This is a genomic window from Singulisphaera photorubra, assembly GCF_045290345.1.
Taxonomy (GTDB): domain Bacteria; phylum Planctomycetota; class Planctomycetia; order Isosphaerales; family Isosphaeraceae; genus Singulisphaera.
In genome coordinates this window covers 5,758,489-5,782,444 of sequence record NZ_CP155447.1, presented here as the reverse complement: position 1 = coordinate 5,782,444, position 23,956 = coordinate 5,758,489, and the positions used below count along the sequence as shown (strand labels likewise).

General features: G+C 62.5%; 17 protein-coding genes and 1 tRNA gene. 7 read left to right on the top strand and 11 right to left on the bottom strand.

Features of this window, described 5'->3' with window-relative positions; all coding sequences use genetic code 11:
* Positions 1–209: 209 nt before the first annotated feature.
* Positions 210–2,105, bottom strand: coding sequence for a M20/M25/M40 family metallo-hydrolase (locus tag V5E97_RS21795; RefSeq protein WP_406693638.1), 1,896 nt, complete (start codon positions 2,103–2,105; stop codon positions 210–212).
* A gap of 265 nt (positions 2,106–2,370) precedes the next feature.
* Between V5E97_RS21795 and V5E97_RS21790 the strand changes: the two genes are divergently transcribed.
* Both V5E97_RS21790 and V5E97_RS21785 read left to right on the top strand, forming a co-directional pair.
* A complete protein-coding gene (locus V5E97_RS21790; protein WP_406693637.1) occupies positions 2,371–3,468 on the top strand; it encodes an aminopeptidase in 1,098 nt (365 codons plus the stop codon).
* 94 nt (positions 3,469–3,562) lie between these two features.
* Positions 3,563–4,852 carry a hypothetical protein gene (locus V5E97_RS21785; protein ID WP_406693636.1) on the top strand — a complete coding sequence of 430 codons (1,290 nt, stop codon included), beginning with the start codon at positions 3,563–3,565 and terminating at the stop codon, positions 4,850–4,852.
* A 71-nt stretch (positions 4,853–4,923) separates the two neighbouring features.
* Here V5E97_RS21785 and V5E97_RS21780 read toward each other — a convergent pair whose 3' ends face one another.
* The 10 genes from V5E97_RS21780 to V5E97_RS21735 all read right to left on the bottom strand — a co-directional run bounded on the left by V5E97_RS21780 (position 4,924) and on the right by V5E97_RS21735 (position 17,983).
* Complete coding sequence (locus V5E97_RS21780; RefSeq protein ID WP_406693635.1) at positions 4,924–5,622, bottom strand: pirin family protein; 699 nt, start codon at positions 5,620–5,622, stop codon at positions 4,924–4,926.
* Between the two features lie 174 nt (positions 5,623–5,796).
* The gene (locus V5E97_RS21775; protein ID WP_406693634.1) at positions 5,797–6,264 is read right to left on the bottom strand and encodes a DoxX family protein; all 468 of its coding nucleotides are present in this window, start codon (positions 6,262–6,264) and stop codon (positions 5,797–5,799) included.
* A gap of 246 nt (positions 6,265–6,510) precedes the next feature.
* The gene (locus tag V5E97_RS21770; RefSeq protein WP_406693633.1) at positions 6,511–6,786 is read right to left on the bottom strand and encodes a hypothetical protein; all 276 of its coding nucleotides are present in this window, start codon (positions 6,784–6,786) and stop codon (positions 6,511–6,513) included.
* A gap of 1,167 nt (positions 6,787–7,953) precedes the next feature.
* Positions 7,954–8,024, bottom strand: a tRNA-Cys gene (locus tag V5E97_RS21765).
* A 2,667-nt stretch (positions 8,025–10,691) separates the two neighbouring features.
* A complete protein-coding gene (locus V5E97_RS21760; protein WP_406693632.1) occupies positions 10,692–11,543 on the bottom strand; it encodes a tetratricopeptide repeat protein in 852 nt (283 codons plus the stop codon).
* 192 nt (positions 11,544–11,735) lie between these two features.
* Positions 11,736–12,734: a biotin--[acetyl-CoA-carboxylase] ligase gene (locus V5E97_RS21755; RefSeq protein ID WP_406693631.1), complete on the bottom strand. Its 999-nt coding sequence runs from the start codon at positions 12,732–12,734 to the stop codon at positions 11,736–11,738.
* 103 nt (positions 12,735–12,837) lie between these two features.
* On the bottom strand, positions 12,838–13,749 hold the full coding sequence (gene nadC, locus V5E97_RS21750; RefSeq protein WP_406693630.1) for a carboxylating nicotinate-nucleotide diphosphorylase: 912 nt from the start codon (positions 13,747–13,749) through the stop codon (positions 12,838–12,840).
* A 142-nt stretch (positions 13,750–13,891) separates the two neighbouring features.
* Entirely contained in the window at positions 13,892–15,973 is a 2,082-nt protein-coding gene (gene uvrB / locus V5E97_RS21745; protein WP_406693629.1) for an excinuclease ABC subunit UvrB, read from the bottom strand.
* Positions 15,974–15,983: 10 nt separating this feature from the next.
* Positions 15,984–16,385 (bottom strand): ComEA family DNA-binding protein, encoded by a 402-nt coding sequence (locus V5E97_RS21740; protein WP_406693628.1) that lies wholly within the window; start codon positions 16,383–16,385, stop codon positions 15,984–15,986.
* Between the two features lie 125 nt (positions 16,386–16,510).
* Positions 16,511–17,983 carry a HEAT repeat domain-containing protein gene (locus V5E97_RS21735; protein ID WP_406693627.1) on the bottom strand — a complete coding sequence of 491 codons (1,473 nt, stop codon included), beginning with the start codon at positions 17,981–17,983 and terminating at the stop codon, positions 16,511–16,513.
* A gap of 473 nt (positions 17,984–18,456) precedes the next feature.
* Here V5E97_RS21735 and V5E97_RS21730 point away from each other — a divergent pair, with 473 nt between their 5' ends.
* The 5 genes from V5E97_RS21730 to V5E97_RS21710 all read left to right on the top strand — a co-directional run bounded on the left by V5E97_RS21730 (position 18,457) and on the right by V5E97_RS21710 (position 23,756).
* Complete coding sequence (locus tag V5E97_RS21730; RefSeq protein WP_406693626.1) at positions 18,457–20,094, top strand: trypsin-like peptidase domain-containing protein; 1,638 nt, start codon at positions 18,457–18,459, stop codon at positions 20,092–20,094.
* A 115-nt stretch (positions 20,095–20,209) separates the two neighbouring features.
* A complete protein-coding gene (locus V5E97_RS21725) occupies positions 20,210–21,634 on the top strand; it encodes a sigma-54-dependent transcriptional regulator (RefSeq protein WP_406693625.1) in 1,425 nt (474 codons plus the stop codon).
* The gene (locus V5E97_RS21720) at positions 21,634–22,893 is read left to right on the top strand and encodes a poly(ADP-ribose) glycohydrolase (RefSeq protein ID WP_406693624.1); all 1,260 of its coding nucleotides are present in this window, start codon (positions 21,634–21,636) and stop codon (positions 22,891–22,893) included. The genes V5E97_RS21725 and V5E97_RS21720 overlap by 1 nt, the downstream gene beginning before the upstream one ends.
* A gap of 182 nt (positions 22,894–23,075) precedes the next feature.
* Positions 23,076–23,357 carry a Swt1 family HEPN domain-containing protein gene (locus tag V5E97_RS21715; protein ID WP_406693623.1) on the top strand — a complete coding sequence of 94 codons (282 nt, stop codon included), beginning with the start codon at positions 23,076–23,078 and terminating at the stop codon, positions 23,355–23,357.
* Between the two features lie 153 nt (positions 23,358–23,510).
* The gene (locus V5E97_RS21710; RefSeq protein ID WP_406693622.1) at positions 23,511–23,756 is read left to right on the top strand and encodes a hypothetical protein; all 246 of its coding nucleotides are present in this window, start codon (positions 23,511–23,513) and stop codon (positions 23,754–23,756) included.
* Positions 23,757–23,956 lie beyond the last annotated feature (200 nt).

The following is a 23,956-nucleotide window of genomic DNA, read 5'->3' as shown; positions in this document are numbered from 1 at the left end:
GTGCCCACGACTCGGGGTGGCCGGACCCATTTTCAGAGTCCAGCCATCCGGCCGTGACCAACGGTTGCCCCTCAGGGCTGGAGAACATTCCGGATCGAGAGTGGTTGATCCTTCCAAGGGCTTCACACCTGGCTTGGAGCGGTCCCCTCCGGGGTCGCGTGGCGAAATGCCCGGGGAAGGCGGTTCAGACTCTCAATCAAGCACCTCAGTTACTCCGAAGGGCGATTGCCGAGGGTGATTTTGAGGGTTGCCTCTTTGCCGTCGCGCGTGACGACGACGTCCACCACGTCCCCCGGCTTGAAACGGCCAAGGCTCTCGGTGTAGTCGTAAATCGTGGCAACGGGTTTGCCGCCGAAGCCAATGACGATGTCGTTCGCTTTGAGGCCCCCCAGCTCGGCGGGGCTCCCTTCGCGGACGCCCGAGAGCTTGACCCCTTTGATGCTGTCGTCATAGTCGGGGATCGAGCCGAGGTATGCGGAGATCGAGACCCGACCCGGGTCGACACCGCCGCCGTGGCCCCCTTTCCGCACGACCTTGGTGAACTCGGGACGCTGAGGGCGGCGGGTGAGGTCGAGCAAGAGGAGCTCAGAGAAGTCGGCAATGCGCGACATCCCCACGAAGTTGATGCGATCGGTATCGTCACTCGGGCGGTGATAGTCGCGGTGAGTGCCGGTAAACGCGAAGAGGACCGGAATATCCTTCAAGTAAAACGACTGCTGGTCGCTGGGCCCGAGGCCTTCCGCAACCTTCTTGAGCGTGAAGCCGGAGGACTGTGCCAGGGCGTCGACCAGGGCCTCGGCTCCGGGGGTGGTGCCAGTGCCGTAGATGGTCAGCTCGTGCTTGTCGTTGAGCCGGCCGACCATGTCGAAGTTGATCATCATGATCGTGGATTGGAGCGGATAGAGCGGGTGCTCGACATAGTGCTTCGATCCGAGCAATCCCCGCTCTTCTCCCGAGAAGGCCATGAAGACGACGCGGCGGGGCAGGGGGTCGGTCCGGCGTGCCAGGCGCCGGGCCATCTCGATGACCATGGCCGTGCCGGACGCGTTGTCATCGGCTCCATTGTGAATGTCCTTCGAGAGGAAGGCAAGCGAGCCCGAGAGTAGGCCACCGCGGCCGAGGTGGTCGTAGTGAGCCCCGATGACGATTGTTTCCTCGGCAAGCGGCCCCGAACCTTCGAGGACGCCGATCACGTTCTTGGTCTTGAGGTCCTTGCGTTCGATCTCGACCTGGGCATCGACTTTCCACCCCGTGAGCTCACGGGATCGAGGCTTGAGGTCGGTGTCGATCTCCTTCTCGAGCGCGTCGAGGCTGGGCTGCCCGGCATCGGCCAGCAGCCGGTTGGCGAATTCGCGAGTGACCATCAAGAAGGGGAGCGTGGAATTGGCTTCGGAGCCCGCGGCGCCGAACGCAAGCAACTCGTCCTTCTTTCCCTGGAGCGCAAACGCGTCGTTGACGAGCAAGACCGCGGCGGCGCCGTGCTGGAAGGCGTTGGTGGCCTTATGGCGGAATGACGCAAAGCTGGAATCGCGTTTGCCGTCGAACGGGCTGTCGTCTCGGTCTTGCCGTGGCTCGCGGCGGATCAAGAGGACCGCCTTCCCCTTGACGTCGATGCCGTCGTAGTCGTCGTAGTCGAGCTTCCGCGCCGGGTCTTTGGCCGAGATCCCATAGCCGGCGAAGACGAGCGGCACCTCTTTGAGTGTTCCCCCCGTCCCAATCGCCAGCGGCCGGAAGTCGGTTTTCGAGTCGGCTTTGAGGGCTTTTCCTTCAGGACCGGTCAGGCTCAAGTCGAGCGGGGTTCCCAAAGTCGGTGAACCGCTGATGGAGAAAGACTGGAAGTAGCCATCGGCTCCGGCGGCCGGCTTGAGGCCGATCGCCTTGAATTCGCCCGCGATGTAGTCGGCCGCCGCCTCGATTCCTTGCGTTCCGGGTCCGCGGCCTTCCCTGGCGTCGTCAGCCAGGTAAGAGACGTCGGTCTTGAGCCGGAGCTCGGCCGGACTCGGGCTGGGCTCGCTGGCGTGCACGGCCTGCCACGAACAAGCCAGGGCCAGGATCGCCGGCGCGAGCGCCGGTCGCATGACTCGGTGACGGATGGAAACGTGCATTCCAGAAGGCCCTTCGAAAGGTGATGACCGGTGGGCGAGACCAACGTCCTCGGCCAACGCACGCCGAGACTTCGGCGCATAACAATGAGAACGATTCTCAGCCGTTGAACGCAATGCGTCAAGCGCTGCCCGGCACACTCGTGGCTCGACCTGGCATTGCCCTGGTTTCCCGAGGCCCAAGCGTTGCGGACTCGCCCAGGTTCCGATAAGGTGAATTCTTACGGGCTGCGACAATTGTCTTGTACTTGTGACGGGGTGTAGTCGAGTGACCGACGATCTGACCGGCCGCTGGGCGGACTTGCTGGTCGACTATTGCTTGCGAGTGGCGCCTGGCGAGAAAATCTTGATCGCCTCGGAGCTGGAGGCGCGGCCGCTGGTTGAAGCCTGCTATCGCGCGGTCGTTTTGCGAGGAGCGGACCCGATCGTTCGGCTCGATTTACCGGGCCTGAGCGAGTTCTACCTCCAAAATGCGACCGAGGCCCAGCTGGCCGCGGTGCCGCCGGTGACCTTGTACGAGGCTCAGACGATTGACGGCCGGATCCGGATTTCCGCCGAAAGCGACACACGGTCAATGAGTCGGATCGACCCGGCTCGGCAGGCGATCGTCGACAAGGCACGCGACCCGATCCGGAGGGCCGCGAGCCGTAAGCGTTGGGTTTTGACCCAATATCCGACCGTTGCTTATGCGAACGACGCCGGAATGAGTCTGGCCGACTACGAGGCTTACGTCACGTCGTCGATGTTTCTCGACCGACCCGACCCGGTCGGGGCCTGGCAAGAGCTGGGCCGTCGGCAGGCGGGCCTGATCGCGTTCATGGCGGGGGTCAAGACGATCCGGATCGAGGCTGAAGGAACGGATCTCACCTTGTCGGTCGCCGGGCGGACCTGGATCAACTCGGACGGCCGGCGGAACATGCCCTCCGGCGAGATCTTCACGGGCCCCCTCGAAACGAGCGCATCGGGACGGCTTCGCTGTGGGTTTCCGGTCTGCCGCGGGGGACGGGAACTCGTCGGCATCGCCTTGGAATTCGCCGAAGGGCGGGTCGTTTCCGCGCACGCGGAGCAGGGAGAAGACTACCTGCTCTCGATGCTCGACCTCGACGCGGGAGCCCGACGCTTAGGGGAGCTCGGCCTGGGCCTGAACCCAGGGATCGACCGGTTCACCGGCAGCATCCTCTACGACGAAAAGATCGGCGGGACCGTCCACCTGGCCCTGGGCCAGAGCTATCCCGAGACGGGGGGGACCAACGAGTCGACCCTCCACTGGGACCTGATTGTTGATACGCGCACGGGCGGGCGGATCACGGCCGATGGGCGGGTCGTGATGGAGAACGGGACGTGGCTCGTGGGCTCGGACGGCTAAGTGAGCGAAACCTGTTTGGGGATTCGGCCGGTCGACGAAGGGGTCGGCCGTCACTTCGGGGTAACGATGATCTCATGAGCCAGGAGCGACCGTGATGCGAATCGGGATGGCGGCGGTGGCGTTCTTGGGACTGACGGTCCTGGGCTCCGATACGGGCGCGCAGACGAGCGATGCGGCGCTTCGCGATCGCGTGCTCCAGCTTGTCGACCGGCTTGGATCGCCCAAGATCGAGGCGAGGAAGACGGCCGAAGAGGCCTTGATCAAGCTCGGGCCGCGGATCCTGCCTCTCCTGCCCGAAGCAGGCCAATCGAAGAAAGACGAGCGATCGGAACGGGTCGAACGGGTCCGGGCGGCTCTCTTCGAATTGCAGAATCAGGATCCCTCCAACCTCGGCGCGTCCAGGATCACGATCAAAGGGACGGGGATCCGCCTGACCGAAGTGCTCAAAGCACTCCAGACCCAGTCGGGCAACGTCCTGACCGACCTCCGGGAACAGGAGGGGGCCGAGGTGACCAATCCGGCGCTCGACCTCGACCTCACGGACAAGCCCTTTCTCGAAGCGCTTGACGAGATTGCCCGGAAGGCGGAGATCACACCCAACTTCTACACGGGCGACGGCTCGATCGGGCTGATGGCCGGCATTCCTCCCTCGACTTTTCGCGTCTTGTACAACGGCCCTTTCCGGATCACACTTCGGCAGATCGGCGCCCTGCGCGACTTTCAGGCCGACACAAGCACCGCCAATGTGCAATTCGAGGTGGCCTGGGAACCGCGGCTTCGGCCCATGCTACTGGCTCTGAAGGCCGACCAGCTCTCGATCGTCGATGACATGGGCAAGAAGGTCGAGCCCCAGGTCATGGCGGAATCAACCGACGTCCCGCTCCGGCCCGACAACCCGGTTGCCGAGATGAACATCAATCTGGATGCGCCGGACCGCGCGGCGAAGAAGCTCGGATCCTTGAAGGTGAGGGCCGACATCACGATCCCGGCGGGCCTCAAAATCTTCCGATTTCCCAGCCTTGCTGCCGAGAACGTGACCAAGAAGGAGGGGGACATCGCGATCACGCTCGATGGGACGGAGGTCGACGAGCAGGTCTGGAAGGTCAACGTTGAGCTGTCCTATCCCAGCGGAGGAGCGGCATTCGAGAGCTATCGCCAGGGTCTTTTCAATAATCGTCTCTGGCTGCAAAAGGCCGACGGCTCTCGGTTCGAACACAACGGCGGCTTCTCCAACACCGCGGCCGAAGGCGGTAAGATCGGCTTCGAATACCTCTTCGTCGATGCGCCGGGCAAGCCGGCCGACTACCAGCTAGTCTATGAAACCCCGAGCAAGGTGCTGACGATCCCTCTCGAATTCGAGTTCAAGGATGTGCCTTTACCTTGATCGCAGCAGGCACGGTTGGCCCGCGCCTCGTGAGAGGTCCGGGCCAACCATGCGGTTCCGCTCCGGTCAGGTCAGGCGAGGTCGAAGAGCAGCAGTTCCGCCGGTTGACCGGCCCGGAGCTCGATGACTCGCGTGTCGCTGAACGCCGCGCCGTCGCCTGCTTGAAGCTCCGTGTTCTCCAGATCCACCGTTCCCCGGGCCACTTGCAACCAGGCATGGCGGCCGGGTTCCAGGTCGAAGCGAATGGAGGCCCCGGCGTCGAGCCTCACCATCCAGAGCCGGGCGTCCTGGTGAATGACGAGCGAACCGTCACGGCCGTCGCTGGAGGCGACGATCCTCCATTGTCCCCGCGTTTCATCCAGGTCGAACGTTCTCTGTTCATAGCTCGGCTCGTGCCCCTTCCGGTCGGGGAGCAGCCAGATCTGAAGCAGGTGGAGTGACTCGTCCCTGGACGGGTTGGCTTCACTATGGAGAATGCCGGTTCCGGCCGACATTCGCTGCAACTCGCCGGGTCGGATTACCGACCCGTTGCCGAGGCTATCGCGGTGGGCGACTGAACCCTCGAGAACGTACGTGAGAATTTCCATGTCGCGATGGCCATGATTGCCAAATCCCTGGCCGGGTTCGATCCAGTCTTCGTTCAAGACCCGGAGGGATCGGAAACCCATCTGGAGCGGGTCGACGTAGTCACCGAACGAGAAGGTGTGGTACGTGTCGAGCCACCCATGCTGACGATGGCCTCGCTCTGCTGACTTTCGGATCGCAACCATTGGTCTGCCCTCCTCGAACGGAGAATTGTCGTGGACCTTTCGAATCGAATCTCTCGTTGAGCAACTGAAAATGAGTCGAACGGGGTCGGCCAGTCCGACTTCATTCCGTCCGGGCGGCGGCTTCCCGCGCAAGTGGAGCCCACCCTCGGAAAATCCCCCTGGACTCGCCTCCGATCAAGCCGGATCGGTCTTCACCAGGCCGTGCGTTTTCGCCGGAACCGGTCGCAGCAGCGAGGCCAACGTCAGGTGACCCGGACCAAGCAGGCCGATTCCCGTGAGGAGGACGGCCAGGACCAGGGGGTATTCCATCCCACCGTTCTGTACGCTGAGGCCGCGACTTTGAACGGCGAACGTTGCGACAACCATTGTTGAAACAAGCAAAGCGGCCGATACCCGAGTTCCCACGCCGGCCAGTAGTGCCAGGCCGCCGAAGAACTCGGCCGAGCCCGCGAGTACGGCATTCACCATGGGGAAGGGAATGCCGAGACCGTCCAGGAAGCCGGAGAAACCGGTGAGCCCCGGCCCGCCGAAGATTCCAAAAAGCTTCTGGGCCCCATGACCGACGAATACCACGCCCAGTACTCCCCGAATCAAGAACCGGCCTAGCTCCGAAGTCGAGAGGCCCTGATGAGTCGCGGACATTAGATTGTCCTCCACACGATTATTGTTGAAACAACAAAATGGGCAAAATTTGGGGAGGATGACTCGGCGTCGGGCCGTCTGTCGTTCCTCCCTCGCAACCAAATGTACGTTGCCACAATGAATGTGTCAACAGGCAAAATCGTGAGGAGCGATTTGTCGGGCCCCGGAGGCCCGAATCGACCCTGGTTCTTGGGAGGCGAGGAGGAGCAAGGCCGAGTTGCGGCCAGGCTCCAACCGGGCCTAAGATTAGGCTTCGTCCACGCGAACTCGCCTCTCCAGTTCCTTTTCGTAGCCCCAGATCAGGCCGTTGAGGTAATGGCGGCGCCAGGACGAGAGGAGGGCGAAGAACCTTCGTCGTTTCTTCTTCGCCAGGTTTAAACTCGCCCGAATATATGAGGTTGGGGCTGCCGTGTCCCAGTGAGCATCGAGCACACCTCGGTCCCAAGGACTACGGTGGTCGGTCAGGAACTCGACCAGATAGCTCCAGGTGGTATTCCGCTCACGGTCGTTGGTCATCGCCATTGTCGAAACCGCCATTGCTACGGTGGGAGAATGGATCCATCCCGATGCGCCCGCTCCCGTTCCTTCCGGCTCATCGAGATTCCGAAACGTCTCCGTAGACTGACGCGACCTCGCGTTTGACTTCGATTTTCCTCGAACCTGCGGACAAACAGTGCTACCTGGATGTTAACAGGCGCGATCCCGTGGCGACAGCGCACACTTTGCGTTCTTTACCTGGACTACCTCGGAACCGGATTCTGATGGAGTTGTTCCTCGACAGCGGTGGCTTGTTAGTGATTACCCAGCCCACCCAAATTTGTGACATGCGATTATCCTCGTTTACGAAGAAAGCCAACGAAGGTTGTCGCCATCACCGCGCATCACGTCGATCTGGCAGGCGGCCAAGCCCTGGACCAGGGCTTTAAGGGTGATCAGCTTGCTCCTTCCAGTCGTTCGACCATCGCGAAGCTCAATTCGCCGCTGACCGGTATGCCAGCGGCGGGCTTGATCCGATCAAACTCCGCAATTTTCGCCGTCATTTCTGAGAGAAAGGCTCTTCGAAGGCTTCACCTTCAACGACTGTCTGGGAGCGAATCCATTCGGCATCGGGTCGTCCTGGCTGATCGGCCGATGGACCTGAATCTTGGCAGCGTTGTTTGTTAGCGTTTACTTATGTGGTCTCGAGCTTTGATATTCGTTTTGAAGCTAAAGCCGAAGCTGGCTCCATGGACCCGCTCGATCGACTTGTCACTCGCGAGGGGCAATTGCAAGGGCGTTGCAATGGGAGCGCAACCAGGATGCGACGGCTAGCACGTCCGCCGATCTGGCTATTGATGGGGCCTGCAAAGTCGTGCTTGTCGACAATTCCGGCATTCCTCGCGTGGTCCACTTCACCAAGCAAAGGGGAAACTCGGGGCTGGCGTAGAAGGTTTTCTTCCGCCCCACGATGGTCTTGGAGAAGTACCAGCAGTCGGTCTTGTGCCAGGCAACCTTGTTCGGACGGGCCTTGCGAGGGGCTTCCGTGAAGCGGAAGTGGTCTCCCAGGATTGTACTCGGCGAGGAATCGCAAAGACCTATGGCGCAACGCAAAGCCGTAGACACGGCGTAAAGGCAGGGCCAAGTCCGCGTTTCCGGCCCGGCTTCGAAATGAAATAAGCCCTTGGTTTCCCAAGGGCTTATTGTCTTTAGAGGCGCCGCCCGGATTCGAACCGGGGGTGGAGGTTTTGCAGACCTCTGCCTTACCACTTGGCTACGGCGCCTTACCGCGAAGGGTCACATACTAGCGACAGGATTGCGGCTTGGCAAGCCGGGTTTTCACGAAGTTCAAAAGTGAGCCCCACTCGATTAAGGAAATTTAAGAGAGGGCCTTGCCAAATGCAGAGAGAGTCAGATAATAAAGGGACAAGTAACGGACTGACCCCACCTTCTTACTGGTGTGAAGTCTCGCCCCAATGCAATTTCTACCGACCCTCATCACTGCTCTTTCTCTTCTCCTGCCCGGAACGGGTAGCGAAGTTGAGCGGTCGGTCGGTCTCGATTCGTTGAGCGTGACTTGGGCGGCAACGTCCTACGCGTCGACTCTTCTCATCCACAGTCCCGCCGACACCCCTTCTCCCTACCGCTTGCTGATTGAGGGGCTTGATGAGACCGCTCTTGGCGAGCAAGAATCGAACGGGATCGACTGTTTGACAGCGATCTCCCAGATGGTCTTCGGTGAGAACACCTTTCCCACTCTGCTCCTGAGCCCCGCCTTACCTCATGCTTGCGACTCGAGGCTTCTGCCCACTTTCTCCATCCTTCGCTGCTGAGACGCTTCCGTTCTATTTTGTCGCACCACTTTCATGCAAAAGGTTCGCTGCTACCCTCGCTTTGTTGCCGAGGAAAGCTGGATCTACATGGGAGGTCGGTTTGCGGCGATCTTTTTTGTAACGGCTCGTTAGGCGTGGAGAATTCGAAACTCCAAGCCAGTCCCCATTAGGCATCGGCCTCTTGGCGAGCTGGTAGTTCGTTGGAGTAGGGCAAATTGGGCGATTTGACGTCTGTTTACCTCCAGTATACACGGCGTTTTACTCGGGTCGGCTTGATCGACATGATGTCTCTCCATCAAACGAGAATTCGCTGCGTCACTGATTTGATGAAGCGACAATCCGTTGATGCCGAGAATCATGTAAAAGCCGAGATGATTATAGGTTCTGCTTTGTTCTGTTGTAGGTGGACTAGGAGCGACCTGAGGATCCCGGCCTATGGACCGGCGAGTGCCCCCGGGGGGGAAGGCATGATGCTTGCCGTGGGCTGGGATCCCCGGGCCGCTGATGCGGCCGAGCTAGGTGATAGTAAGATATGCGTTGGTGGAGTGGTTTTTGTGGAGCAGAGCGACCTGAGGATCCCGGCCTATGGACTGGCGAGTGCTCCCGGGGGGGAAGGCATGATGCTCCCCATGGGCTGGGATCCCCGGGCCGCTGTTGCGGCCGAGCTAGGTGTTAGCGAAATATGCGTTGGTGAAGTGGTTTGTTTGGAGCAGAGCGACCTGAGGATCCCGGCCTGTGGACCGGCGAGTGCCCCCGGGGGGGAAGGCATGATGCTCCCCATGGGCTGGGATCCCCGGGCCGCTGATGCGGCCGAGATCGGTGCTAGTGAAGTAGTCGGTGTTAGCGCGGTGGATAGTGTGGAGCAGAGCGACCTGAGGATCCCGGCCTATGGACCGGCGAGTGCCCCCGGGGGGGAAGGCATGATGCTTGCCGTGGGCTGGGATCCCCGGGCCGCTGATGCGGCCGAGCTAGGTGTTAGTGAGATATGCGTTGGTGAAGTGGTTTTTGTGGAGCAGAGCGACCTGAGGATCCCGGCCTATGGACCGGCGAGTGCCCCCGGGGGGGAAGGCATGATGCTTGCCGTGGGCTGGGATCCCCGGGCCGCTGATGCGGCCGAGCTAGGTGTTAGTGAGATATGCGTTGGTGAAGTGGTTTTTGTGGAGCAGAGCGACCTGAGGATCCCGGCCTATGGACCGGCGAGTGCCCCCGGGGGGGAAGGCATGATGCTCCCCATGGGCTGGGATCCCCGGGCCGCTGTTGCGAAATTTGCTTCGGTTGCTGCGGGTGTTTGCACCGATCGGGGCGACTCGAGGATCCCGACCTATGGTTCGGTTTTATGTCCCCGGGGGGGAAGACATGACTATTGCCATGGGTTGGGATCCTCGGGCCGCCCTGATGGGGTGACGATTCTCGAGCGACGAAACGATGCCAGCCAACGAGTTGGATTTCCGCGAGTTGATGGGAAAGAGGCGGAAATTCGAGGGACGGTAGGTGAGGTTTTGGCGGTCCGAGGATCCCGGCCTAGGGACAGGTTTCATGCTCCCGGGGGGGAAGGCATGATGCTTGCCGTGGGCCGGGATCTCCGGGCCGCTCGTTTCCACGATCGTGATTTCCGTCCATCGAAAGGCGGTTCGCGGAACCTGGCCTATAGGTTAGCTTCACGTTCCCGGGGGGGAAAACGTGAGACTTCCTCTAGGTCGGGCTCCGCGGACCGTCTCTCAAAACAGGCTGTGAAACTTGGCTGACGAAAAAGGCGGTCCGTGGGGCCCGGCCTATGGGGTAACTTCACGTTCCCGGGGGGGAAGACGTGAGTTCTCGCGTAGGTCGGGTCCCCGGGCCGCCTTGGCCAGTCCTCGAGCGGCTTGCCAACGGGTGGCGCATTCGGCCATTTCCACGTGGTCGTGTTAATCTGGCTGTCGGCACACTCGCCAGGGATGTTACGGCTGCCTCCGTGCGGAAACCGCCATGGACGCAGTCTTTACCGGCTGATTCAAATGCAGGTCCCTGGTTTAGTCTTCCTTGCGTGCAAGCGATCGCAGCCACTCGCGAGGTTGGAGCAACCGGCCGCGCGTTGGTTTCGTGATCCGTAGGTGTATGGAGTGGCCTACGGATCGGGAACTACTCGCCGTCGGTTTCGAGTGCGGAGACGAGGCCGCGAAGGCTTGTGCTATGGGGTTCGAGTTTCAGCGCGCGTCGCAAGGTTTTGAGAGCCTCGCCACTTTGACCGAGTTGGATCTGGCACTGCGCCATACCGGACAGCGCCCCGAAGTGATACGGGTTGTGCTCCAGAACGCGGCGGCAATCCGCGACGCTCTCTTCAAAGTGTCCGAGGAGAAAGTGAGCGAGTGCTCGCTGGTTATAGGCTTCGGCGAACTTGGGGCTGCGGTCGATCAACTGGGTGGCCAGGTCGATGGCCTCGTCGGTTCGCTGCCTGGCGATGAGCTTGCTCACTTGCTCGAGAGTCTTGTTATTCTCGGGCGTGTCCGCGCGAAACCAGATCGCCCACAGGGCATCGCTTGCCATGCGCCTTACGGTCAGGTCGTTGTCGCGCAGGGCGAGGGCGACCGAGGCGTTGCACTGAAAGGTGCCGTAAAGGCCGAGCGCCAGGAGAGCGGCGCGGCGGGATTGAGTGTCACCCGATTCGATCAGTCGACAGAGCGATCCCTCGGTGTACCGTGTCGAGACCGACTGACGGTAGTGTTCGATGTCCTGGTCACGCAGAAAGGTTTCGTAATAGGTGACCAATAACGACCCGGTGTGCGGTTCCAACATGCCGGGGGCTCCTGAGCGGGGGGAGACGGGCGCTACGCCGGCTGGTGCCGTCGTGGGCACCGCAACCAGGACGATGGCAAAAGCCAGCACTGGCGCAAACGACGAACCGGCGACGGCCGACGAAAGCGGATGGCTGGCACTCGCCGACCGGTCGAACCTAGGTGAGGTCGCGCTGGTTGGGGACTGTCGATAAGCCATGCGCTGATCTCCAATCCAGAAGGCGGGAGGGACGATCTCTCTCGCGGTTGAGGCCGTTGGTCACAGGGTCTGGCCGGCCAGGAGAGAGTATCGGCAACTTCGGCGAGTGTAGCAGGCGCGCTGACGGTGGGCCAGAGCCTGATGTTGCCTCTTTATCGAGTTGTTGTCAACGAGTTAGCGACAAGGATCGGCTCACGGGCCGACAATTTGTGAATTTGGGGCCAGCTCGTCGTTCCAGGCTGTCAGGGTGAGGACGTCGCGAACCGAGAATTGTTGAGCCCGGCCGTCTTGGTCGGATCCGGTCAGGGTCAAGCCCCGCCTCAAATCGAGGTCGACGAGTCGGCCTCGATGAGAACCCGACGGAGTGGCCACCTGGACCATCCGGCCCAGATGCTCGCTCCGGTCGCGCCAAGCGGGATTCAGGGTATCGGGTCCGAGCGACCAACCTCGATCGTACCAGTCGTCGATGCGGCGGATCAGGGCGCGAGCCAGTTCGGATCGATCCACGGTCTCACCCGTGAGGATCCGTAGTGAGGTGGCCGTTTCGTGAAGTTCCGCGGGGAAGTCGGCCCGAGAAATGTTTGCGTTGAGCCCGATACCGATGACGGCGCCATCACCTCGTTCGACGAGGATCCCGGCAATCTTTCGTCCCGCGACCCGGACGTCGTTGGGCCATTTGATCTGAGCGTCGAGTCCGGTCCACGCGGCGACCACTTCGGCCACGGCCACGGCTCCAAGCGCGGTGAGCCAGCCCACCTCGGCCAGGTTTTCGGTGGGGAAGAGCAGGACCGACATCAGGAGTGACGAACTCGCCGGCGCCACCCATTGTCTCCCTCGTCTCCCGCGGCCGGCCGTTTGCTCCTCGGCCAGGATCACGAGCCCTTCGTTGGCCGTGGATGTGGCCGCGTGGGCGGCCAGGTCGTTGGTACTGATGACCCGGTTCCAGACCGCGATCCTGCGGCCGACTCGTCGCGTCCCAAGCTCGTGCTCGATCTGGTCAGGACAGAGCCGGGCGGCCGGACCGCGATAAGCGATCCCGCGATAGGGATGGCTCTCGAGTACGAATCCAAATTTCTCCAACTCATTCAAGTCGGTTCGCAACGAATCGAGCGTCGCCCCAGCACCGAGTTCGGCGACGGGGACGAAGGCGCCTTGGGCGTCGCGAAGGCGTTGGAGTAGGGGAATATTCACAGCGATACTCACCCGCGGAAGCGACGAAATCAGGAAGCGGAGTCGACCGATCGATTGAAAAGGAAGGATCGGTCGCTCGCACCCATTGCGGACGACCCGGTCATCACCTTGAGTGGCTCGAACGTAGCGGAGGATCGGTTTCGAAGTCGAGTCCGATGTCGAGGGCAGGCGCCGAGTGAGTCAAGGCTCCCACGCTGATCCGATCAACGCCCGTCCGAGCCAACTCCCCGACGGTGGCCAGGGTGATGCCGCCGGACGCCTCCAGGAGAACCTTGGGCGCACGAGCGTTGCGCCGCCGGATTGACTCGGCAAGTGCCTGCGGCCCGAGGTTGTCGACCAGGATCATGTCGGGCTGGCACTCCAGGGCCCGATCGAGTTGTTCCAGGGTATCGACTTCGATCTCGATGATCGTCCCGACGGGGGCGTGGCTCCGCGCCGCTGCAATCGCCACGCCGATCGGGTCGGCTTGCTCGGCGAGCCAGGCGAGGTGGTTGTCCTTGATCAAGACTGCGTCGTAGAGTCCAATGCGATGGTTCCGGCCCCCACCGCAACGGACCGCGTATTTCTCCAAGGCTCGCCAGCCCGGCGTTGTCTTGCGGGTATCGAGGATCACGGCCGACGTGTCCGCGACCTCGGCCACGAACCGGGCCGTCAGGCTGGCGATCCCGCTCAGACGCTGCAGAAAGTTCAGGGCGGTCCGCTCCATCGCGAGTATGGCACGCATCGGTCCGGCGATGGAGGCGATTGGGGCGCCCGGCTCAACTCGGTCTCCATCCTGGACGAGCGGTTGGAAGAACGTGGGCAGTCCGAACCGCTCCGCGGCCAGGCGGAGGACAGGGATTCCCGCGATCACCCCTTCCTTGCGCGCGACGAACTGCGCGGCACCGCGGCCGTGGGCCGGGATGATCGCGTCGGCCGTCAAGTCACCAATCCCACCGAGGTCCTCCGAAAAGGCCAACTCCATGAGGGTTTGGGCGTTGAGCCTCGCGGCAGGGTCGAACTCGACGGCAGCCATGGGACGGAAACTCCTGGGACGAGGGCCCGGTTGATGCCGTGCCCACACTACAAGAAAGAGGGCATGGCCCACCATCCGGAAATGGGTGGGCCGACGAGGGCTCCTCGACAGCCGATGGGGATCGGGGCTGCGTGGCGATTCGTCACTGCGGTTTCGGCTTTCGCCCTCCGCGACCACCGCCGGCGTTTGCTTTCGACTTCGCCTTGGCTTTGGCGCTGGTGGCCTGGGCCGAGGCGATGGGGCGAGCGGGACCTCCTCCTTGGCTCGACCTGAGTTGGAGGATCCGATCGCGAAGGGCCGCCGCGCGTTCGAACTCGAGGTTCTCGGCCGCCTCGAGCATCTCGGCCTCGAGCTCGTTCAGGTATTCCTCGGTGGCGTCGGTTGTCTCGTCGCGGCCGACCGCCTTACGGGTCTCGACCTTGGCTTGCATCTCTTCTTCGATGCCACGTCGGATCGACTTGATGATCGATTCGGGAGTGATACCGTGCTCGGCGTTATAGGCAAGTTGCAACGCCCGCCGACGATTGGTCTCGTCCAGGGCCCGCTGCATCGACTGGGTCACCTTGTCGGCATAGAGCACGACCTCGGCATTGACGTGTCGGGCGGCGCGACCGATCGTCTGGATCAGCGAGGTCTCACTTCGAAGGAACCCTTCTTTGTCGGCGTCGAGGATGCAGACCATCGAGACTTCGGGCAGGTCGAGTCCTTCGCGGAGCAGGTTGACGCCAATCAGGGTATCGAAGGCTCCTTCGCGGAGTTCGCGGAGGATCGTCATGCGCTCGATGGCGTTGAGCTCGGAGTGCAACCACTTGCAGCGGAGGCCTTGCTCCTTCATGAACCGCGAGAGGTCCTCGGCGAGACGTTTGGTGAGCGTCGTGACCAGAACCCGCTCGCCGCGAGCGGCCCGGATTTTGACCTCTTTCACGAGCGCGGGGACCTGGCCACGGGCTGGCTCGATTCTCACGACCGGGTCGATCAGGCCGGTTGGGCGGATCACCTGCTCGACGATCTCGCCCCCTGACATCGCCACTTCATAGTCGCCGGGGGTTGCCGAGACGTAGACGCGAGATCCGAGCTTCAGTTCCCACTCGTCGAACCGGAGCGGCCGGTTGTCCAGGGCGCTGGGGAGGCGGAAGCCGTGCTCGACGAGGGTGCTCTTGCGGCTGAAATCACCGGCGAACATTCCTCGGATCTGCGGGACGCTGACGTGCGACTCGTCGATGAAGAGGAGGCTGTCGGGCGGAAAGAAGTCGAGCAAGGTGTTCGGGGTTTCGCCTGCTTTTTTGCCGGCGAGCGGCCTGCTATAGTTCTCGATCCCCGAGCAGTAGCCGACCTCCAGGAGCATCTCGACGTCGTACCGGGTTCGCGCTTCGAGCCGTTGCGCTTCGAGGAGCTTGCCTTGTTCGCGGAGCGTATTGAGCCGCTCCTTGAGCTCCTCCTGAATCCGTTCGACGGCCCCCTGGATCCGATCTTCCGGCAAGACAAAGTGCTTGGCCGGATAGATGTACATGTCGTCTTTTTTTTCGATAACCGAGCCGGTGAGCGGGTCGATCACGGAGAGGGTTTCGATCTCGTCGCCAAAGAGCTCGATCCGGAAGGCGATCTCCTCGTAGGCCGGCCAGATTTCGACAACGTCGCCCCGGACCCGGAATTTGCCGCGTTCGAAGCTGATGTCGTTGCGGTCGTACTGGATCTCGACCAGGCGAAGGAGCATCTCATCGCGGTCGATATTTTCGCCCACTTTGAGACGGACCATCATCTTGCGGTAGTCTTCGGGGGAACCGAGGCCGTAGATGCACGAAACGCTGGCGATGACGATCACATCGTTACGGCTGACCAGGGCACTGGTGGCCGCCAGTCGGAGCCGTTCGATCTCGTCGTTGATCGAGGCGTCCTTCTCGATATAGATGTCGCGCTGGGGGATGTAGGCTTCGGGCTGATAGTAGTCGTAGTAACTGACGAAATAACGAACGGCGTTGTGTGGGAAAAACTCTTTGAACTCGCCGTAGAGCTGCGCCGCGAGGGTTTTGTTGTGGGACATGACGAGCGCCGGGCGATTCATCTGGGCGATCACGTTCGCCATCGTGAATGTCTTGCCCGAGCCGGTCACGCCGAGGAGCGTCTGGTGCTTGTGCCCGTCGCGCAGCCCTTGCGTCAGTTGCGCAATCGCTTTGGGCTGATCTCCGGCCGGTTGATAGGGGGACGCCAACTGGAAATCGGGCATGGGGATCCGTTCAACGAGCGTGATGGGCCATGGAAGGAGCCGCCGAGAGCGAGAGGTCGGGGCCTTGATGGCTCGTGGGATCAATTCGGAGGTGAGGTCGGAGCGCCTTGATGGTGGCCGGCCCCAGGCCTCGGACCCGGAGCTCGAGGTCATCGATGGACCGGAACGGAGCCTGCGCTCGCGCCGCGACGATCCGGCCGACGAGGGAAGGACCGAGCCTGGGCAGTGCCATCAGGACCGGAGCAGGGGCGGTGTTCGGATCCACGATCAAGGGAGGCACCGGCGCGGGGGCGTCCTTTCCTCTCGGCGCGGCGATGAGCAAGCCGATGGCACCTACCACCGTCGACACGATGAGCAGGCCTCGAACCGGGGCGCTCCATCCCCAGAGTGGCCATGACGACGCCGAGGGCATGCCGGTCCTCCTGATCCCGCGGCGCAGGGCACGAGGCAGACGTTCACGAACTAAAGATTATAGACGGGCCAACCACTCCGCTCAAGAGGCCGAGCGTTGGGAGATCGATCCGCCTGGGTGTGGGGTCAGCGGGCATGCCTGAATTGGATCTGCTTCAACGCGTCGCGGGCAGCCATGGAATCGAGTCCATGTCCCTTGTTGGCGATGACGAGATCCTGTAACGCGGGAACGCTTTTGAGGGTTCCGATCGCCTGGAGGATTTTGCAGGTGTCCAATCGGGCGAAATCGTCGTGGTGGTTTAAACCGCGGATGACGGCGTCCTCCGCCGCTGGCCCGATCGCCTGGAGCGCTTCGGCGGCCTTGCCACGGTCGTCGGAGGTCATCATGTAGTCGACAAGTGCATCGGCGGCCTTGGGGTCGGGTCTGTCCCTGAACGCGTCGAGAATCGCCCAGCGGACGTTGAACGCGGGATCCTTGAGGCCCTTGATCAAGGCCGGGGTGGACTCGGGCCCACCCCAGACGGCTAGAGCCGAGGCGGCGTCGGAGCGGCAGAAACCATCGGGATCCGAAAGCAGGGGCTCGATTGCCTTGGCGACCTCCTCACGTCGGTCGTTCGGCGGTGCGTTCTTGAGCCGCCTCAAGGCATCGTGCCGGAAGCGGGGCTCGGGCGCCTTGAGATCGGCAAGGACCTGGTCAGTGAAGTCGCTCAGGATGACCCGGGCCGGCGCCGGGGCGACGGGCGGCCCTGGATTGGGTTGCGGGAATCCCGGGCCGGGCCTCTGCAGCATCCAGGGGCCGGGGGGCCGGGCATGGTCGGGAACCCCTGCCATTCTTGGAAGGGGGGTGTCGGCCGAAAAGTGGAAGGCCTCGGGTTTATACGCAGTTCCCAAGATGACCAGGATCCCCCCGATAAATGCGGTGGTAAACGTTTCGCTCATCCGATCCCAGCGGGTATAGGCATAATAGAGTAGGTAGAACGGTATAAACAAGCAGCCGATGGCGTGGCCCGCACCTTCTCTGTAGGCGACGCCCAATAAGCCAAGGACGCCTGAGATCCGTATCGCATTGAGGACGAATGCGAGGACGAACCAGCCGAAAGTCAGGTCGGCGGAATTCCGCCTCCAGGTCAACCCAGTGAAGAAGAGACTGATGAGAATCCCGAAGAGAATCGCCCATGCCGGAAAGTTTGATTGGTTCCAGGATTCCGATTTCGAACGCTTGCCCCGGTGCTTTTTCGGAACGCGCGGTCGTTGAGGAAGGATTTCGCCGAGGTCGGGCTCGGCGCGTGGAGGCATCTTCGGCTTCACCTCGTCCTCGAACCCGTAGGGATCGTCAATGCCGTAAGGGTCTTCAACACCGTTGGAGACGCGCTCGCGGGCGAACCGCTGGGGCGATGATTTCGACTCGGGCGAACGCGAACGCCGTGGAGCCGCCGGTTGAGCGGATGCTCGCGGTGGCGCCGGTGCAGGGCCGTTCGACCGGCCGCTCGGGATCGCGAACACATGGCCGCATTGTTTGCACCGGCAACGTTTGCCAGCCAGTTCATCTCCGACTACGAAGTCCTTGCCGCATTGTTCGCACTGGAATGCGAGAGACATGAGCCTCATCCTCTAGGTATGGACCTCGTAGTCGCGGGAACGCTGACGAGAGTAAGAGGTGGGAAAGAAGGTAATCGCAGGGGAAAATCATAATCGAACTCATGGCCAATAAGAAGTCGTTCACAACGGGATTTCTGGAATCCAAGCGAGCGGCTCTCATCGTATGCGGGAGCTGAGCTGCCTGAAATAAGCGTCAAGTGCGGTGTAACAAGGCGAGATAAGAGGTGCGAACCCTTTTAAGAGGGCGGGTGCATGAAAGATTGGGGGGCTTGGGAGTTCTGGGGGTTGATGCTTGAAACGAACTTCACCCTGAGCGATTCCCTTGAATTTTTGTGGCCTCCCCTGGAGGTTGGCGTGGGGCTTGGCATGGCGGAGGGCTTCGCGTTATAGTCAAAAAGTGCAGGTGGCGCGGGTTTGCGCACTCCAGTAATGGAGATGGCCCGCCACGAGTGGACACGGATGGGGTGAGACGGATGCCGACAACCTTCCGATCGCCGGCGGTCGTGTCGCTGACGACGCTCGCTCTCTGTTCGTTCGGGACCCTGACAGCGTTCGGCCAAGGCGAGGCCGAGTCGCTCTCGGCCAGCTTTCGCAAGGCCGCCCAACGCGTTTTGCCCGCCGTGGTGACGGTTCGCCCGATCGGTCGGCCGAATCCTTTCGAGGGGAATGGTCGGGGCGGTCAGCTCCCGCCTGGGATCCTCCCCGAGGGGCCGCCTCGTGAGGGAACCGGGGGTGGTTCGGGCGTGATCATTGACGCCGACAAGGGCTACGTCCTGACCAACGATCACGTCGTGCAGGGGAGTTCACGAGTTGTTGTGATCCTCGAAGATGGCCGGGAGCGGCCCGTCTCTCAGGTTCGTCGCGACCCCAAGAGTGACCTGGCGCTGTTGATCATTGATGGCAAGGGGCTCTCCCGAGCCGATTGGGGCGAGAGCGGGCCGCTGGAGATCGGTGACTGGGTCCTCGCGGTTGGCCAGCCCTTCGGCCTGTCCGGAACGGTCACAGCCGGAATCGTCAGCGGCAAAGGACGCGGGATCGGCGTGGCGATGTACGAAGACCTGATCCAGACCGACGCGGCGATCAATCCGGGCAATTCCGGAGGCCCCTTGATCAATATGAAAGGGGAGATCGTCGGGATCAACACGGCGATCAAGACGACGGGCGGGGGTTATGAGGGAGTCGGGTTCGCGATCCCGGCCTCGAGAGCGCGCCGGGTGGCCACCGACCTGATCGAGCACGGCCGGGTCCGTCGAGCCTACCTCGGGATTCAGATCGGCCCCATCGATCAGAATCGAAGCGAGCAACTCAAACAGTTCCGTGCCGTTGCGGTCAACGGTGTTTCGCCGGGCAGCCCGGCCGCCGAGGCGGGCCTGATCCGGGGTGATGTCATCCTCAACCTCGACGGCAAGCCGATTGCCGGTCCAGGATCGCTCCAGGCGGCCATTGAGTTTGCGGCCGTCGACCGGCCGCTGACCTTGACGATCGATCGCGATGGCGAGCGGAAAGAGGTGACGATTACCCCCAAATCCCAACCCGAGTCATTCGGCCTGCCCGAGATACCTGTTCGTCCCGACCCGTCGGGTCGTCTCGAGGCTCCAGGTCGCCCTGGGGCAGAGCCCCCTTTGGAATTGGACCCGGGTGCGAGTCTTTTCCGCGCCCGTCCTCCGATTTCGCGACCAACCAATCCCGCGCGTTCGGGTGATCCCGCGGCTGAAGTGCTTGCCGAACCGCGCGAGACCGACTTTCGGACAAACGCCGTCAGTTTCGCCACTCTCGGCCTGCGAATCAGTGAACACTCGCTCGGCTTGGACCGCCGCTACCGGTTGGATCGACCCGAACTCGGAATTGTGATCGTCGACGTCGAGAAGGACGGACCTGCCGACCAAGGGGGCTTGGAGGCCGGCATGGTCCTGACCCGGGTGGCCGATCATGAAGTCAACAGTCTCGACGACCTCCGTAAGGCCCTCGCCGGAGCCCAGGCAGGGCAGGATCTCGTGATTCGAATCTTGAAAGGAAAGAAGGCCGAGATTCGCCTGATTCCCCAGCAATCGGCGCCGAAAACCAAGGACTCGGAATTGCCCGGACGCGAACCCGAGTCTGCCACCCACTGACTTACTGACTCACTGACAACGCAATCTGACGTGGGGCAAACACACCTCCTCTAACAGCCCCCGTCCAAGGATCGGACCATACACCTCAAGAATGAGCGACGAAGGAGGGGGTTTCATGAAACGTCGGATCCTCGTGGTGGACGACACACCACTAATACGTGAGCACCTGCGAGTGATTCTCGAGATGGACGGCTTTGAGGTCGAGACGGCCAGTGACGGCCGTTCCGCCTTGGCCTGCGTTCGCGAACGCATCTTCCATCTCGTCATCACCGACTTGCGAATGCCCGATATGAGTGGTATCGAGCTGCTGACGGCGGTACGAGCCGAGAAGCTGCCATTCGGGGTCATCGTCCTGACCGGCCATGGCGATACCCAGGTGGCGCTCGACGTCATGAAGGCAGGGGCTGACGACTTCGTCACCAAGCCCTATGAGCCCGACCACTTGCGGTTCCTGGTCCAGCGCATCCTCGAGCGCCGCCGCTTGATCGACGAGCTTCAGCAGCTCCGCATGCAGATGCGCGAGGACTACAGCTTCCACAACATGGTCTCCAAGAGCCCGAAGATGCGGAAAGTCTTCGACCTGATCAAGCAGGTCGGTCCGCTCGGCTCGACGGTCCTGGTCTACGGCGAAACGGGGACCGGCAAGGAGCTGGTCGCCCAGGCCATCCATGCCGCCGACACCCGCCGCCAGGGGCCGTTCGTCGCCCTGAACTGCGCGGTCCTGCATGACTCACTCCTGGAGAGTGAGCTGTTCGGCCACGAGCGTGGTTCGTTCACCGGCGCGGATAAGCGGAAAAAAGGGCGGTTCGAACACGCCGACAACGGCACCCTCTTCCTCGACGAGGTGGGCGACGTCTCCCCGGCGATGCAGTCGAAGCTGCTCCGCGTTCTCCAGTCCGGCACGTTCGAGCGGGTCGGCGGCACCGAGACGATCAAGGTGGACGTCCGGATCGTCGCCGCGAGCAACAAGCGGCTCGAAGAGGAAGTCAAGGCGGGCCGGTTTCGTTCCGACCTCTTCTATCGTTTGAACGTGATCCGGATCGACCTGCCCGCCCTCCGCGAGCGACCCGAGGACATTCCGCTTCTGGCGATGCACTTTCTCGAAAAGTTCAAGCCGATGAGCACCCCGCCGGTCACCGAGATCGACTCGGAGGCCATGCAGACGCTCATCGACCACACCTGGCCGGGGCACATCCGCGAGCTCGAGAATGCGATCAAAGCCGCGGTGGCGATGGCCGACGGCTCGATCATCCACCGCGACGCGCTTCCGCCCGCCGTCGCCCCTCGCACCCGCAAGCCGATCAACACGAGCCCGCTCATCGACATCGAACGCCCCCTCCCTGACCTCACCAACGACCTGATCGGCCGCGTCGAGCGCGACTACTTCGTGCGTCTCCTGGCCCAGTACCGCGGCAACGTCGCTCGCTGTGCCAAGCACAGCGGCCTGTCGCGGCGGAGCGTCACCCAGAAACTTCAAAAGTATGAGTTGGATCGCACTCGTTTCAAAGACGCGGCGTTTGTCGAACCCGTCGAAGGGTGATGGGAGGGGTTGTCCAGTTTTCGCTCGCCCCCAAGGCCGAGACCGCCCGCGAGCTTTGCTACCGGATCTCTACGTTGTGCGAGCGCAACAAGCGGGCCGCCGAGGCGCTGGCGTATAACAGCCTGGTCCTGAGCTGGCCCGAGATCACCCGGCTGGTTCGTGAAGGCACGGGCAAGCCGCGAGCCGAGCCGAGCAGGGCGAACTCTATAGCCAGGAAGAGGAGGCCGCCCATGAGCCGTCAGCCTGAGCCGATCGAGCGGCAGACGTTTGCCATCCGGGAACTCGTCGAGGAACACCCACCCGTCTGGAACGACCGGAACAAGCAGGTCGTTTTTGCGGTGGCTTGTCCGCCGGGATCAACCCGGCAGGGGCGGCTCGATTATACCCGGTGGGGGGCGATGCCCTTTCCCGCCGAGGGCCTCGATCCCGCGGCAGCGATCGACCGAATGGTGGCTCGTCCCGGGTTCTACGATTACGCCCGGGAGGCCGATCTGGCCGGCGGCTTGGAGTGGCACGTCAACTTCGCGGATCCCCGCCTCTTCTTCGCGTATGGGTCGCGGCTCTTCGCCCAGGATGAGATGCAGGCGGCCGAGCATCCCGCGCTGGGGTCGCTCAGGGAGGCCTTGGTGGCGAGCAAGCGGCCCGCATTGACGGTGGAGGGGGGCCGGCCGACTCCCGTGCTTGTGATGGGGGCGTTGCGTCACTGCCGGGTGGCGACCGACCGGAACGCGGCCGAGGGACGGCCGCACGGCCTTTATGGGAATGCGTTTGCGCGAGCCGATCCGGACGCGGTGAGGCGGGCGACCACGAGGATCGAGCCGCCGACGACCACGAACCTGATCGCGATCGCCGCGCCGGCCGGCGGGGTGGGCCGGTATCGCATCGATGAAATCGAAGGTGTGCTCGTCACGGCGTACACGGCGTTTCGCGCGGCCGTGCTGGAGTCGGCCCGGGCTCACGGGTCGTCGTCATCGGAGGATGATGATGGGTTGGTCGTGGTCCACACCGGGTTCTGGGGCTGTGGCGCGTTCGGAGGCGATCGCGTGCTCATGACGACGCTGCAAGTGCTCGCCGCCGCGATGGCTGGGGTCGAGCGGATCGTCTTTCATACCGGCGATTCGGGGGGCAACGCGGCGATCCGCGAGACGCGAGCTATCTTTGATGAGGGACGGCTTGGAGGTTCGGTCATCGACGTTGGTGAATTGATCCGGCGGATCGAGGCAATCGGGTTCGCGTGGGGCACCAGTGACGGGAATTGATCGCGTTCAGGGCCAACGTCACTGAAGCAACGACCGCCCCCCCCCTCCGCGTTCTCCGCGTCTCCGCGTGAACGAGGGGCAGGCCGGAGCTAACGAATGAGCCAGGCTCGCTCGATCAGGTGACTCACGCGGAGACGCGGAGAACGCGGAGAGAATCGAAGCGAGACCGCGAGGTTCCTCGGATGACGCTGGGACCCGCGGAGCGGAGCCTGGTCAGCGAGCTCCGCGATCATCGTAACAAGTGGGCGCATCAGGAAACGTTCTCGGGTAATGACGCCTACCGCTCGCTCGACTCGGCCGGGCGGCTCCTGAACGCGGTCTCGGCCCCGCAGGCCGATGATGTCGAGCGGATGAAGACGGAACTGTTGCGGCTCCGGTTCGACGAGCAGGCCCGGAGCGAGAAGCGGAAGAGTGCGGGGACGGTGCTCGAAGGGGGGGCAGGGGGGCTTCAAGCCGTGGCGTGAGGTGTTGCCCGTACGCAGATCGACACCGAGAGAGTGAAGCCGTCTGGAGGGGACGGATCCGGCGATCAGGGCACAGGTGGAAACGGATCCGCAACGACGACGGTCACCACCACCGGGTCAGGTGCCGGAACTGGCTCGGGATCGACGAATCACGTGGCTGTCCCACCGAAACGGTTCCATGGTGCGGTGACTCTCGATGCCGCCCGCGTCGGCCGCGACGCCGGCCGCGTCGCTGAAGAGGTTATCTCGTACCTCACCGGTCTGGTCGGCGCAAAAGTGGCGGTGACGCTCGAGATCGAAGCTCAGATCCCTTCCGGCGCTTCGGACTACGTGGTTCGCACCGTCACTGAGAACAGCCGGATGCTGAAGTTCACGAGCCAGGGTTTCGAGAAGGAATAAGCGGGATTTCTCGATACTGAGGTGAGCTCCCTGTCTTTGATTTTTCGCGAGTAAGTGGCCCAAGAAGATAGGGAACTGACGCTCCCCGCTCGCCTTTCAGGCGGATCGCGGTTACCGCCTGACCTCCCCGGCCGGGATCGTTTCGTGGCTGGGGGAGGGGCAGGAACCGACGATCCAGGTCGGCGAGTCCTATGTCGCCT

Excerpts from the sequence above, each read along its gene's own strand:
- V5E97_RS21785 (WP_406693636.1), top strand. The coding sequence starts at position 3,563 with ATGCGAATCGGGATGGCGGCGGTGGCGTTCTTGGGACTGACGGTCCTG.
- V5E97_RS21780 (WP_406693635.1), bottom strand. The coding sequence starts at position 5,622 with ATGGTTGCGATCCGAAAGTCAGCAGAGCGAGGCCATCGTCAGCATGGG.
- uvrB (WP_406693629.1), bottom strand. The coding sequence starts at position 15,973 with ATGCCCGATTTCCAGTTGGCGTCCCCCTATCAACCGGCCGGAGATCAG.
- V5E97_RS21770 (WP_406693633.1), bottom strand. The coding sequence starts at position 6,786 with ATGGCGATGACCAACGACCGTGAGCGGAATACCACCTGGAGCTATCTG.
- V5E97_RS21795 (WP_406693638.1), bottom strand. The coding sequence starts at position 2,105 with ATGCACGTTTCCATCCGTCACCGAGTCATGCGACCGGCGCTCGCGCCG.
- V5E97_RS21720 (WP_406693624.1), top strand. The coding sequence starts at position 21,634 with ATGGGAGGGGTTGTCCAGTTTTCGCTCGCCCCCAAGGCCGAGACCGCC.
- V5E97_RS21775 (WP_406693634.1), bottom strand. The coding sequence starts at position 6,264 with ATGTCCGCGACTCATCAGGGCCTCTCGACTTCGGAGCTAGGCCGGTTC.
- V5E97_RS21740 (WP_406693628.1), bottom strand. The coding sequence starts at position 16,385 with ATGCCCTCGGCGTCGTCATGGCCACTCTGGGGATGGAGCGCCCCGGTT.
- V5E97_RS21725 (WP_406693625.1), top strand. The coding sequence starts at position 20,210 with ATGAAACGTCGGATCCTCGTGGTGGACGACACACCACTAATACGTGAG.
- V5E97_RS21730 (WP_406693626.1), top strand. The coding sequence starts at position 18,457 with ATGCCGACAACCTTCCGATCGCCGGCGGTCGTGTCGCTGACGACGCTC.
- nadC (WP_406693630.1), bottom strand. The coding sequence starts at position 13,749 with ATGGCTGCCGTCGAGTTCGACCCTGCCGCGAGGCTCAACGCCCAAACC.
- V5E97_RS21735 (WP_406693627.1), bottom strand. The coding sequence starts at position 17,983 with ATGTCTCTCGCATTCCAGTGCGAACAATGCGGCAAGGACTTCGTAGTC.
- V5E97_RS21715 (WP_406693623.1), top strand. The coding sequence starts at position 23,076 with ATGACGCTGGGACCCGCGGAGCGGAGCCTGGTCAGCGAGCTCCGCGAT.
- V5E97_RS21760 (WP_406693632.1), bottom strand. The coding sequence starts at position 11,543 with ATGGCTTATCGACAGTCCCCAACCAGCGCGACCTCACCTAGGTTCGAC.